The sequence below is a fragment of the Curvibacter sp. EU05-FHT14A10 genome, from assembly GCF_058791075.1.
The window spans coordinates 529,899-541,656 of sequence record NZ_JBYTDE010000001.1; the positions used below are offsets into that span (position 1 = coordinate 529,899).

Sequence of the window (11,758 nt, forward strand, 5' to 3'; positions counted from 1 at the left end):
CCAAACAGGAGGCGGGGCCTTTTTGTCGGCCGGTGCCGGCGCGTCAAAGGTCGATGTCGGGGATCACTCGCAAAAAGCTGGCAAAGCGTGGCATGCCACCGGGGTGCAGGCCTTGGTAGCGGAAGCTGACCCAGCTGCCCACGGGCGGTGGCGCGCGGCGATGGGCCTCGGACAGGCCGCTGCCCAACCGCAGGCGATGCCCGTCGGTGGTCTGCACCAGCAAGGCCCCGGCCAGGCCCTGCCACTGGCCCTTGCCGGGCAGGATCTGCACCACGCGGGCCTCGGCGTCCAGAAAGGGCTTGAATTTCAGCAGGTCGTTGGAGCGCCCTGATCGGTAGAGGTTGCTGGCGCGGTGCAGCATCAGCCCCTCGCCACCGGCGGTCACCACCTCGTCCAACCAGGATTGCAGGTCGGCCGTCGATGTCACGGGGTGCTGGGGCAGGGCCTGCAGGCCCGTGGGGGCCGGTGCGTGCGATGCGCTCAGCGCCGCCTGCAGCAAGGCCAGGCGACCCTCCGGGCCGCCAAAGGGCCGCACCGGGTCGGGGGTGTCAAACACCATCAGGCGCAGGCCGGTCCAGGCTTCGCTGCCGGCACCCTCACGTACCGCGGCCACGGCGCGCAGAAACTGGCCCCGGCCGGCCCACAGCTCGCCATCCAGAGGCAGTGCGGGCCAGCCTGCGGTGAAGTCGTCCGGTGGTGTGATCCGGTGGCCGCTGCGGGTCCAGAGTTGTTGGCCGTCCCAGCGCGCCCTCACACCGTCGAGTTTTTCGCTGACCAGAAAACCGTCCACCGGCTGGCCAGCCTGGTAGCGGCCAGCCTTCATGAGGGGCCCGGGAGCGGGTTGAGGGCTCAGGGCCCGGGCATGTGGCGCCATCGAACCCAGGGCTGCGAGCGCCAGCAAAGTTTGGCGCCGTGCTGGATGGCGCGAAGCCGTGGAGGCGCCTTGGGGGCGCGAGATGGGAGAGGCAGAGGGCATGGCAGCGTCCGGTGCGAAGGGATCAAGGTCGATCGGCACCGCACCGGTGCCGTCAGGCACGGGCGCGGTGGGCTTCTGCCCGGGCGCGGCAGGGCGGCGCTGGGGCCGCCTGAGATTGTGGTGCTCAGCCGGCCACGGCGGGTTCGGCAATGCCGCCGACCACCTGGCTGAAACCACCGTCCACATAGGTGATTTCGGCGCTCACGCCGGCAGCCAGATCGCTCAGCAAGAAGGCGGCCACGTTGCCCACGTCGTCGATGGTCACGTTGCGGCGAATCGGCGAGTTTTCGGCCACAACCGACAGGATCTTGCCAAAGCCCTTGATGCCGCTGGCGGCCAGGGTCTTGATCGGTCCGGCCGAGATGCCGTTGGCACGCAGGCCCCGGTTCTGGCTGCCCAGCGACTCGGCCAGGTAGCGCACCGACGCTTCAAGACTGGCCTTGGCCAGGCCCATGGTGTTGTAGTTGGGCACCGTGCGCAGGGCGCCCAGGTAGCTCAGGGTCAGCACCGACGACTTGTCGTTCAGGTAGGGCAGGGCCGCCTTGGCCATGGCCGGGAAGCTGTAGGCGCTGATGTCGTGCGCGATGCGGAAGGCTTCGCGGCTCAGACCATCGAGAAAGTCGCCCGCAATCGCCTCGCGCGGGGCGAAGCCGATGGCGTGCACAAAACCGTCAAACTTCGGCCAGTGGGTGGACAGGTCGGCAAACAGCTTCTCGATCTGGGCGTCGTCGGCCACATCGCAGTCAAACACCAGGTTCGAGCCGAAATCGGCGGCAAATTCGGTGATGCGGTCCTTGAAGCGCTCGCCCACATAGCTGAACGCCAGCTCGGCGCCTTGCGCATGGCAGGCCTTGGCGATGCCGTAGGCAATCGAGCGGTTGGACAGAACGCCGGTGATCAGCAGTTTCTTGCCGGTGAGAAATCCCATTCTTGTTCTCCAGATCAGGGCCCGGACGTTGGCGCCGGGCAGGGTTCAGGGGCCGGGCCGCAGGCTTGCTTGCCTCAAGCGACTGCCGGACTAGGGCAGAATTGTCTCATGCGTGCTTTGAGCTTTTGCCTCCTGCTTGCCGCTTCGGCGTTGAGCGCTTCCCCAGTCGGGGCTGCCCCGGCCTACGCCCTGTGGGGGCAGCCCAAATACCCGGCGGGTTTCGCGCATTTCGACTACGTCAACCCGCAGGCGCCCAAGGGCGGCGAATTGCGTCTGGTCAGCAACAGCCGCGCCTCCACCTTCGACAAGTACAACCCCTTCACGCTCAAGGGGTCGGCCCCGGCCTACCTGGGGGCGTTGATGTTCGACACCTTGCTCACCGGCGCGATGGACGAGGTGGGCTCGGGCTATGGCTTGCTGGCCGATGATGTGACGGTGGCCCCCGATGGGCTGAGCGCCACTTTCCGGCTGCGGCCCGAGGCCCGCTTTCACAACGGCGACCCGGTGCTGGCCCGTGATGTGAAGTACAGCTACGACATGCTGATGGGACCGGACACCTCGCCCGCCTACAAGACCACACTCGAAGACGTGGCGGGCCTGGACGTGCTGGATGATCGCACCGTGCGCTACCGTTTCAAAAAGCCCAACCGAGAGCTGCCCCTGACCGTGGGTGGTCTGCCCGTGTTCAGCCACCAATGGGGGGCCGGCAAGCGCTTCAGTGAGGTGGTGACCGAGGTCCCCATCGGCAGCGGCCCCTACCGCGTCGGGCCGGTGCGTTTCGGCAAAGACATCACCTATGTGCGCGACCCCCAATACTGGGCGCGCGATCTCAACGTCAAGCGTGGCAGCGACAACTTTGACCGCATCACGGTCAAGATCTACAAGGACAACACGGCCAAGCTGGAGGCCTTGAAGGCGGGCGAGTTCGACCTGATGCGTTTCTATTCGGCGGGCGACTGGGCGCGCCGCGTCAATGGCAAGCGATTCGATTCCGGCGAGCTGGTCAAGCGTGAATTCAAGCACCAGCTGCCCTCGGGTTTCCAGAGCTTTTTCCTCAACACCCGGCGCAAGCCGCTGGACGACCTCCGGGTGCGTCAGGCCCTGGGGCTGGCGCTCGATTTCGAATGGATGAACCGGCAGCTGTTCTACGGCAGCTACCAGCGCGTGACGGGTTTGTTCGGCAACACGGCCTGCGCCGCTTCCGGCAGCCCCGGCCCCGATGAGCTGGCCCTGCTGGAGCCCTGGCGTGGCCAGGTGCCCGAGGCCGTGTTCGGCCCCATGGCTCAGCCGCCGCGCACCGATGGCGATCAGTCGCTGCGCGGCAACCTGCGCCTGGCCCAGGCGCTGCTGGCCGAGGCGGGCTGGCACTACCGCGATGGCGCCTTGCGCAATGCGCGGGGCGAGCCCCTGGTGCTGGAGTACCTGGACAGCAGCGAAGGCAAGATGGCCACTTTTGCCTCGTGGGGGCGCAATCTCGAGAAGCTGGGCATCAAGCTCAATTTCCGCTCGGTCGACTTTGCGCTGTACCTGCAGCGCATCCAGAAATTTGATTTCGACCTGATCACCCTGGCCGTGCCCGGCACCCACACGCCGGGCCAGGAGTACGCCGACCTGTTTGGCAGCAAGGCCGCCGACACCGAGGATTCGGGCAACATGGCGGGCGTCAAGAGCCCGGCAGTGGATGCCCTCATCGCCCGCATGACGGCGGCCAAGACCGAGGCCGCGTTGCATTCGGCCTGCCGTGCGCTGGATCGGGTCATCATGCACGGCCACTACCTGATTCCGCAGTACACCGCCGTCACCCACCGGCTGGTGTTTGATGCCTGGCGCCTGCAGGGGCCCGCCACCATGCCCCCCTACGCCCCGGGCGAAGAGTGGGTGATCGACACCTGGTGGGCCCGGCCCGCGCCGGCCCGACAGCCCTGATCCCGCCCTGACCTCAAGCCCTGACCCCAGTCACCCACCGGCCCACCCATGCTTGCCTACATCGTCAAACGCCTGCTGCTGATGGTGCCCACCTTGTTCGGGGTGCTGCTGCTGACCTTCGCCGTGATCCAGTTCGTGCCCGGTGGGCCGGTGGAGCAGTATCTGGCCGAAGCCAAGGCCGGTGCCCAGCGCGGGGCCGAGGGCGGCGGCAGCTACCGCGGAAGCCAGGGTGTGGACCCGAAACGGCTGGAGCAGATCAAGGCCTTGTATGGCTTTGACAAGCCGCCAGCCGAGCGTTTCGTGCAGATGCTGGGCCAGTTTGCGCGCTTTGACCTGGGCAAGAGCTTCTTCCAGAACAAGGATGTGTGGCAGCTGATCCTCGACAAACTGCCGGTGTCGGCCAGCCTGGGCCTGTGGACCTTTTTCATCAGCTACGGTGTGGCCGTGCCGCTGGGGGTGGCGAAGGCGGTGCGGTCAGGCTCGCGCTTCGATCTGGTCACCACCTTGCTGATTTTGGTGGGCTATGCGATTCCGGGCTTTGTGCTCGGGGTGGCGCTGCTGGTGATCTTTGGCGGGCAGTTGCAGTGGTTCCCGCTGCGTGGGCTGACCTCCAGCAACTGGTCTGACCTGGCCTGGCCGGCGCGCATCACCGATTACCTGTGGCACATCGCGCTGCCGGTCACGGCCATGGTGCTGGGCAGCTTTGCCGTCACCGCCATGCTGACCAAGAACGCCTTTCTCGAAGAAATCCGCAAGCAGTACGTGATCACCGCCCGTGCCAAGGGCCTGAGCGAGCGTCAGGTGCTGTGGAAGCATGTGTTCCGCAATGCGCTGATCCCCATCATCACCGGTTTTCCGGCGGCCTTTGTGGGGGCCTTCTTCACCGGCTCGCTGTTGATCGAGACCCTGTTCTCACTCGACGGGCTGGGACTGCTGAGCTACGAGAGTGTGATCCGGCGCGACTACCCGGTGGTGCTGGGCACGCTGTACCTGTTCACGCTGATCGGCCTGGTGACCAAGCTGATCTCCGACCTGTCTTATGTTTGGGTGGACCCCCGTGTCAAATTCGACTGAAGCCCCCCTTTCGTTGCCTGAATCCTTGCCCCCCGTGCCGGCCAGCCTCAGCCCCTCCCGCCGTGCCTGGCTGCGCTTCAAGCGCAACCGGCTGGGCTACTGGAGTCTGGTGTTGTTCGTGGCCCTGGTGTTGATGAGCCTGGGCGCCGAGCTGATGTCGAATGACCGCCCGCTGCTGGTGCGCTATGCCGGCCAAACCTACTTCCCGATGTGGAACGACTACCCCGAGAAGGTGTTTGGCGGTGATTTTGAAACCCCCACCGACTACCTCGACCCTTTCATCCGTCAGCAATTGGCGCAGCCCGGCAATTGGGCGGTGTTTGCGCCCAACCCCTATGGCCCCAAAACCCTGAATTACTTCGCCAAAGAGCCCAACCCCTCCGGCCCCAGCCGAGATAACTGGCTGGGCACTGACGACCGGGGGCGTGACCTGCTGGCTCAACTGATCTATGGCTTTCGTGTCAGCGTGCTGTTTGCCCTGGCACTCACCGTGTCGGGGGTGTTGCTGGGGGTGTTGACGGGCGCCGTGCAAGGGTATTTCGGTGGGCGGACCGACCTGGCCTTTCAGCGCTTCATTGAAATCTGGGGCTCCATGCCTGAGCTGTACCTGCTGATCATCTTCAGCGCGGTGTTTGCGCCCAGTGTGGCCCTGCTGCTGGTGCTGCTCAGCCTGTTCGGCTGGATGGGCCTGTCCGACTATGTGCGCGCCGAGTTTTTGCGCAACCGGCAGCTCGACTACGTGAAGGCTGCCCGTGCCCTGGGGGTGTCCAACACCCAGATCATCTGGCGCCACATCCTGCCCAACAGCCTGACCCCGGTGGTCACCTTTTTGCCCTTTCGCATGAGCGCAGCCATCCTGGCGCTCACCTCGCTTGATTTTCTGGGCCTGGGGGTGCCACCGGGCACGCCCTCGCTGGGTGAATTGCTGAGCCAGGGCAAAGGCAACATCGATGCGTGGTGGATCTCGCTGTCCACGTTTGGCGTGCTGGTGGTCACCCTGCTGCTGCTCACTTTCATGGGCGATGCGCTGCGCGATGCCCTCGACCCCCGTCAGGCGGAGGCCCAGGCATGAACACCCCCACCACCGATGCACCGCTGTTGCAGGTGCAGGATCTGCGCATCGCGTTTGACGACAAGGAAGTGGTGCATGGCATCAGCTTCAACTTGGCTGCGGGCGAAAAACTGGCCCTGGTGGGCGAATCGGGCTCGGGCAAGTCGGTCACGGCACTGAGCTTGCTGCGCCTGGCGGCGCATGCCCGCTGTCGGGGTTGTGTGCTGCTGCGCGACACCGCGACCGGCGCCCCCATGCGCGACCTGCTGAGCCTGCCTGAGCGTGAGTTGCAAGGCCTGCGGGGGGACGACATCGCCATGATCTTCCAAGAGCCCATGACCGCCCTCAACCCGCTGTTCACGGTGGGCGAGCAGATTGTGGAGGTGCTGCAACTCAAGAAGGGGCTGAACCGCCAGCAGGCCTGGCCCCTGGCGGTCAAAGCCCTGGCCGACACCGGCATTCCCGAGCCGGAACGGCGCGCCCGCAGCTACCCCCATCAGTTGTCGGGCGGCCAGCGCCAGCGCGCCATGATTGCCATGGCCTTGGCCACCGAGCCGCGCCTGCTGCTGGCCGATGAGCCCACCACGGCCCTGGATGTGACCTTGCGTGCACAGATCCTGGATCTGCTGTCCGATCTGCAACGGCGCACCGGCATGGCCGTGCTGTTGATCACCCATGATCTGCAGATGGTGCGCCGTTTTGCCGACCGCGTGGCGGTGATGGAAAACGGCGTGCTGGTGGAGCAGGGCGCCGTCGCTGAGGTGTTTGCCAGGCCCCGCCATGCCTACACCCGCAAGTTGCTCGACAGCCTGCCGCGGCGCGACGTGATCGAGGCCGATCCCGCCGACCCTGTTCCGGCCGCGGTGCTGCAGGCTGAGGGCCTGCGCGTGGTCTACCCCGTGGCCTTGCCAGGTTGGCGGGGCTGGTGGGGGCGCGGCGAGTTTGTGGCGGTGCAAGGTGCCAGTTTCAGCCTGCCCCAGGGGCGCACCCTGGGGGTGGTGGGCGAGTCGGGTTCAGGCAAGTCCACCCTGGCACAGGCGGTGTTGGGCTTGCTGCCCAGCCAGGGCAAGCTGCGCTTTGGTGCGCAGGGCTGGCAAGGCCTGGGCACCCGCAACACGCCGGCCCACCGGGCCTTGCGGCGCCAGGTGCAGGTGGTGTTTCAAGACCCGTTTTCGTCCTTGTCGCCCCGGCTCACGGTGGAGGAGATCGTGGGCGAGGGGCTGCTGGTGCACGAACCCGGGCTGAGTGGGGCCCAGCGGCGCGCCCGAGTCGCCCAGGCCCTGGCCGAGGTAGGGCTGGGCGAGGCGCAGTTTCCGGGTCTGCTGGCCCGCTACCCGCATGAATTCTCGGGCGGCCAGCGTCAACGCCTGGCCATTGCCCGGGCCCTGATCGTGGGCCCGAGCCTGTTGGTGCTGGACGAACCTACCAGCGCGCTCGATGTCAGCATCCAGAAGCAGGTGCTGCAGTTGCTGCAGCAGCTTCAGCGCGAACGCGGCCTGAGTTTCCTGCTGATCACCCACGACATCGCCGTGATCCGCGCCATGGCGCACGAGGTGCTGGTGATGAAAGATGGCCAGGTGGTCGAATCCGGCACGGTGGCCCAGGTGCTGGAGCAGCCGCAAAGCGACTACACCCGCACCCTGGTGCAGGCCGCGCTGGATTGAGGGCCGCCAGGATCATGCCCAGGCGCTGTCGCACTGCCACGCAGGTGACTCAGACCGCGCCGGCTGGGGCGCCACCTTGCGCTAGCATGCCTCACCCCCCATGAAAACCCAAAGGAGACTCCCATGTTCAACCACGTGATGCTGGGCACCAGCGACATCGAGCGGTCCAAACGTTTTTACGACGCCGTGCTGGGCGTTCTGGGCGCGGGCGAGCCCGCGCGCAACGTGAACGCCACCGGCCAGGTGCGGCTGTTCTATCGGCACGATGGCAACACCTTCGGCCTCAGCGAACCCATCGATGGCCAGGCCGCCACCGTGGCCAACGGTTTCACCCTGGGCTTCAAATGCAATTCACCCGAGCAGCTGAAGCAGTTCCACGACACCGCGGTGGCCCATGGCGGCATCTCCATCGAAGACCCACCGGGTCTGCGCGAAGGCAAGATGGGCTCGATGTACCTGGCCTATGTGCGCGACCCGGATGGTCACAAGCTCTGCGCCCTGTACCGTCCCAAGTAAGTCGCTGGCCGCGGGTCGGGCGCGTCAGTCAGGTGCTGGCGGCAGCGCCTGGCGCACCAGCACACATTCGCGGATGTGCTGTTCGCCCAGGGCTCGCACCGCTGCATAGCCCATGGCAGCCGACAGGGCTTGGCCGGCAAGCGGCACGTAGCGGGCGGCCTGGCCGGCGGTCAGGCGCAGGCCAGCCTTGGCCGCCAAGGTCAGCAGCAACTCGGCGCTGAGAAAACGCCCGATCAGCAGCGAGCCCACCACTGCGACGGCTTTCTGCACCTGTTCGCGCCGATCTGGTGACAAGCGGTCCAGTTGCACCCCGGACAGGCCAAATTCATGGCTGATCTGGGGGATCAGGCGCGACAGCAGGGCCGCGTCCACAGCGAAATCCAGGCCCGGTACGGGCAGGGCGGCGGCAGCCGCCGCCCACAATGCGCGCTTTTTCAGCAGGCGCCGGCTGTTCAGCACGGCGCGTTGCAGGTCGGCTTGGCCGTGGGTCAGGGCCAGGGTCTTGTCGGGCATGGGGGCTCCAGTCAGTCCTATGGCGCCATTGTGCTGGCCAAGGTCCTTCTTCAAGCGGCCTGCGTGATGGCTTCGATCTCTTCGTTGAGTTCCAGCCAGCGCTCTTCAAGCTTTTCCAGTTCGTCGCTGATGGCCTTGAGCTTCTTGCCGCATTCTGCAATCTCGGCCGACGGCAACGGCGTGCTCAGGCGTTCTTCCAAGGCTGTCTTGTCCTTGCCGAGCTGGGCCATGCGCTGGTCCACTTGCTCCAGCTCTTTCTTGAGGGGGCGGGTCTTTTCGGCCAGGGCCTGGCGGGCCTGGGCTTCGAGCTTGCGTTGATCACGTGAGGCAATGGCCGGGGCCGCGGCCTGGCTGGCGGCGGCTTCGGCAGCACGGGCGGCCTCGGCAGCGGCGGCCTGGCTGGCCTGGGCCTCGGCCTCCAGATTGCGCTGGGTTTCCTTGGCGACTTCACGCAGGCGTTTGGATTCGTCCAGCAGGTAACGCTGGTAGTCGTCCAGGTCACCATCGAAGGGGCCGACCACGCCACGGCCCACCAGCCAGAACTCGTCGCACACCGAGCGCAGCAGCGCCCGGTCGTGGCTGACCAGCATCACGGTGCCTTCAAACTCGTTCAGCGCCACCGACAGGGCCTCGCGGGTGGCCAGGTCCAGGTGGTTGGTCGGTTCGTCCAGCAGCAGCAGGTTGGGTCGCTGCCACACGATCATGGCCAGCACCAGGCGCGCTTTTTCACCGCCGCTCATGGTGCCCACGGCCTGCTTGACCATGTCGCCGCTGAAGTTGAACGTGCCCAGGTAGTTGCGCAGGTCTTGCTCGCGGGAGGATTCGCGGGCATTCGGCCCCAGCTCCTTGGCCAGGCGGATCATGTGCTCCAGCGGGTTCTCGCCGCTGCGCAGCACATCCAGTTCCTGCTGGGCAAAGTAGCCGATGGACAGGCCCTTGCCTTCGGTCACGGTGCCGCCCAGGGGCTTCATCTCGCGGGCAATGGTCTTGACCAGGGTCGATTTGCCCTGGCCATTGGCACCCAGGATGCCGATGCGCTGGCCGGCCAGTACCGAGCGGTTGACCCCGCTGAGGATGTACTTGTCGCCCTCGTCGGTCTGGTAGCCGAATGCCGCATCGCTGATGGCCAGCATGGGGTTGGGCAGGTTGGTTGGTTCCTTGAACTCGAAGGTGAACTCGGCATTGGCCAGGATGGGCGCAATCTTCTCCATGCGCTCCAGGGCCTTGACCCGGCTTTGCGCCTGCTTGGCCTTGCTGGCCTTGGCCTTGAAGCGGTCAATGAACTTCTGCAGGTGGGCAATCTTGTCCTGCTGCTTGGAGAAGGCCGCCGCCTGCAACTCCATCTGCTGAGCCTGCAGGGTCTCAAACGCGCTGTAGTTGCCGCCGTAGCGCACCAGTTGGGCGTTGTCGATGTGCAGGGTGACGTTGGTCACGGCATCCAGAAACTCGCGGTCGTGGCTGATCACGATCATGGTGCCGGCGTAGCGCTTGAGCCAGGCTTCGAGCCAGACCAGGGCGTCCAGGTCCAAGTGGTTGGTGGGTTCGTCGAGCAGCAGCAGGTCGGAGGGGCACATCAGAGCCCGGGCCAACTGAAGGCGCATGCGCCAGCCGCCCGAGAAACTGTTCACAGGGCGGTCCAGCTCGTGGCTCTGGAAACCCAGGCCCAGGATCAGCGACTGGGCGCGCGGCACCGCATCGTGGTCACCCGCATCGGCCAGGTCGGTGTAGAGCTGGGCCATGGCCATGCCGTGGTCGTGATCGTCGTACGACGCGTCAGAGGCCTCCAGTGCGTGCAATTGGGCACGCAACTCGGCGAGTTGGGTGTCGCCATTCAACACGAAATGGGTGGCACTTTCATCGGTCTCGGGCATGTTCTGGGCCACCTGGGCCATGCGCCACTGGGCCGGAATGTAGAAATCGCCGCCGTCTTCATGCAGGCTGCCATTCAGCAGGGCAAACAGGGTGGACTTGCCGGCCCCGTTGCGACCGACCAGGCCTACCTTCTCCCCCGGGTTGAGGGTGACGGAAACCTTGTCGAGCAGCACTTTGGCGCTGCGTCGCAAGACGATGTTCTTGAGCGTGATCATGGCAAGGCCCGGCCGGTGCCGGTGTTGGAAGGCAAAGCCTGCGATTTTCGCACGGCGGCAAGACCTGGGCATGACGGCGGACACAAGGGGCGCTGCCTGAGCCATCGGGTGGGGCCTACCACTCGGCGAATTCGTGTTCAGGCACCGCGGTGTGCAATGCACAGTTCATCTCTTGGGTTGCTGGAATCGCAGCGCAGCCTGCTAACGCCAATGAGGTTATATGCTACCCATCGATCTTCGTGGCCATGTTGCCAGTCCAAAGATAAAACTGGCTATAGAAAAATCCATCGAGCGGGGTGACATGAAAGAGGTTCGTGGAATCATCGTCCATCAAACAGGCGGCGCAACAGCTCAGTCCGCCATCAATAGCTACAGGCGGCCATCTGCCAAAGGCGCACATTTTCTAATAGATAAGAATGGTTCAATTTATCAAACAGCTTCGTTGTACAAACAAACATGGCATGTCGGCAAATTAAAGACCCGCTGCCTATTGGAAAAGCGCTGTTCGGCTGTTGAGTTGAGATCGTTACAGAAGTTCAACCCAACTCAGGAAGACAAAAGAGAAATGCTGAAAAAAGTCCCTGAACGATTTCCATCCAATCTGGACAGCATTGGTATTGAGTTGGTCGGGGAAGCCTTTCCGAGAGGCATGAGTGTTCCAGAGGATAAAAAGATCTATGAGACCATCACAAGTGCGCAAGCCGAATCTCTGAAATGGCTTATTAATGAGTTGACGCTAACCTTCCGAGTGCCTATGGCCGAAATCTTCAGACATCCTGATGTTTCCAGAAAAAATCCGACGGAAGCGGGGTCGGCAAGGTGGTGAAATTCCTAGGCACTTTTCTTCTGTCAAACTTCTGCGCCACGGCGGTGTTGGCATCAGATGCCTGTACACAAGGATCTGAGCATGAGCCGTCGTTGTGCCCACTGAAGATCCCAGGAATAAATCGGATATTGATAGAGGAAAATGGAGCCAAGTCACCCGCAGAGTCAAATCCTGCCATCACCTGTTCCGGATTCAGA

10 protein-coding genes are annotated in these 11,758 nt (G+C 64.6%); 6 read left to right on the plus strand and 4 right to left on the minus strand.

Going from position 1 to position 11,758, the window contains the following annotated elements:
• Window positions 1-43: 43 nt before the first annotated feature.
• Together AC3WUT_RS02295 and fabI are read right to left on the minus strand one after the other, a co-directional pair.
• Window positions 44-976 (minus strand): DNA ligase, encoded by a 933-nt coding sequence (locus AC3WUT_RS02295; RefSeq protein ID WP_492345435.1) that lies wholly within the window; start codon window positions 974-976, stop codon window positions 44-46.
• A 124-nt stretch (window positions 977-1,100) separates the two neighbouring features.
• On the minus strand, window positions 1,101-1,904 hold the full coding sequence (gene fabI, locus AC3WUT_RS02300; protein WP_492345436.1) for an enoyl-ACP reductase FabI: 804 nt from the start codon (window positions 1,902-1,904) through the stop codon (window positions 1,101-1,103).
• 108 nt (window positions 1,905-2,012) lie between these two features.
• On the opposite strand from fabI, the gene AC3WUT_RS02305 reads away from it, so the two are divergent.
• The 5 genes from AC3WUT_RS02305 to AC3WUT_RS02325 all read left to right on the plus strand — a co-directional run bounded on the left by AC3WUT_RS02305 (window position 2,013) and on the right by AC3WUT_RS02325 (window position 8,135).
• Complete coding sequence (locus AC3WUT_RS02305) at window positions 2,013-3,830, plus strand: extracellular solute-binding protein (protein WP_492345437.1); 1,818 nt, start codon at window positions 2,013-2,015, stop codon at window positions 3,828-3,830.
• A 48-nt stretch (window positions 3,831-3,878) separates the two neighbouring features.
• Window positions 3,879-4,904 carry a microcin C ABC transporter permease YejB gene (locus AC3WUT_RS02310; protein ID WP_492345438.1) on the plus strand — a complete coding sequence of 342 codons (1,026 nt, stop codon included), beginning with the start codon at window positions 3,879-3,881 and terminating at the stop codon, window positions 4,902-4,904.
• On the plus strand, window positions 4,870-5,976 hold the full coding sequence (locus AC3WUT_RS02315) for an ABC transporter permease (protein WP_492345439.1): 1,107 nt from the start codon (window positions 4,870-4,872) through the stop codon (window positions 5,974-5,976). Before AC3WUT_RS02310 ends, AC3WUT_RS02315 begins: the two co-directional genes overlap by 35 nt.
• A complete protein-coding gene (locus AC3WUT_RS02320) occupies window positions 5,973-7,619 on the plus strand; it encodes an ABC transporter ATP-binding protein (RefSeq protein WP_492345440.1) in 1,647 nt (548 codons plus the stop codon). The genes AC3WUT_RS02315 and AC3WUT_RS02320 overlap by 4 nt, the downstream gene beginning before the upstream one ends.
• Before the next feature lie 123 nt (window positions 7,620-7,742).
• Window positions 7,743-8,135 carry a VOC family protein gene (locus tag AC3WUT_RS02325; RefSeq protein ID WP_492345441.1) on the plus strand — a complete coding sequence of 131 codons (393 nt, stop codon included), beginning with the start codon at window positions 7,743-7,745 and terminating at the stop codon, window positions 8,133-8,135.
• 24 nt (window positions 8,136-8,159) lie between these two features.
• Here AC3WUT_RS02325 and AC3WUT_RS02330 read toward each other — a convergent pair whose 3' ends face one another.
• Together AC3WUT_RS02330 and AC3WUT_RS02335 are read right to left on the minus strand one after the other, a co-directional pair.
• Window positions 8,160-8,648 carry a hypothetical protein gene (locus AC3WUT_RS02330; RefSeq protein ID WP_492345442.1) on the minus strand — a complete coding sequence of 163 codons (489 nt, stop codon included), beginning with the start codon at window positions 8,646-8,648 and terminating at the stop codon, window positions 8,160-8,162.
• A gap of 50 nt (window positions 8,649-8,698) precedes the next feature.
• On the minus strand, window positions 8,699-10,735 hold the full coding sequence (locus AC3WUT_RS02335) for an ABC-F family ATP-binding cassette domain-containing protein (RefSeq protein WP_492345443.1): 2,037 nt from the start codon (window positions 10,733-10,735) through the stop codon (window positions 8,699-8,701).
• A 220-nt stretch (window positions 10,736-10,955) separates the two neighbouring features.
• On the opposite strand from AC3WUT_RS02335, the gene AC3WUT_RS02340 reads away from it, so the two are divergent.
• On the plus strand, window positions 10,956-11,561 hold the full coding sequence (locus AC3WUT_RS02340; protein WP_492345444.1) for a peptidoglycan recognition protein family protein: 606 nt from the start codon (window positions 10,956-10,958) through the stop codon (window positions 11,559-11,561).
• Window positions 11,562-11,758: the final 197 nt, after the last annotated feature.

Excerpts from the sequence above, each read along its gene's own strand:
- AC3WUT_RS02295 (WP_492345435.1), bottom strand. The coding sequence starts at position 976 with ATGCCCTCTGCCTCTCCCATCTCGCGCCCCCAAGGCGCCTCCACGGCT.
- fabI (WP_492345436.1), bottom strand. The coding sequence starts at position 1,904 with ATGGGATTTCTCACCGGCAAGAAACTGCTGATCACCGGCGTTCTGTCC.
- AC3WUT_RS02305 (WP_492345437.1), top strand. The coding sequence starts at position 2,013 with ATGCGTGCTTTGAGCTTTTGCCTCCTGCTTGCCGCTTCGGCGTTGAGC.
- AC3WUT_RS02310 (WP_492345438.1), top strand. The coding sequence starts at position 3,879 with ATGCTTGCCTACATCGTCAAACGCCTGCTGCTGATGGTGCCCACCTTG.
- AC3WUT_RS02315 (WP_492345439.1), top strand. The coding sequence starts at position 4,870 with ATGTTTGGGTGGACCCCCGTGTCAAATTCGACTGAAGCCCCCCTTTCG.
- AC3WUT_RS02320 (WP_492345440.1), top strand. The coding sequence starts at position 5,973 with ATGAACACCCCCACCACCGATGCACCGCTGTTGCAGGTGCAGGATCTG.
- AC3WUT_RS02325 (WP_492345441.1), top strand. The coding sequence starts at position 7,743 with ATGTTCAACCACGTGATGCTGGGCACCAGCGACATCGAGCGGTCCAAA.
- AC3WUT_RS02330 (WP_492345442.1), bottom strand. The coding sequence starts at position 8,648 with ATGCCCGACAAGACCCTGGCCCTGACCCACGGCCAAGCCGACCTGCAA.
- AC3WUT_RS02335 (WP_492345443.1), bottom strand. The coding sequence starts at position 10,735 with ATGATCACGCTCAAGAACATCGTCTTGCGACGCAGCGCCAAAGTGCTG.
- AC3WUT_RS02340 (WP_492345444.1), top strand. The coding sequence starts at position 10,956 with ATGCTACCCATCGATCTTCGTGGCCATGTTGCCAGTCCAAAGATAAAA.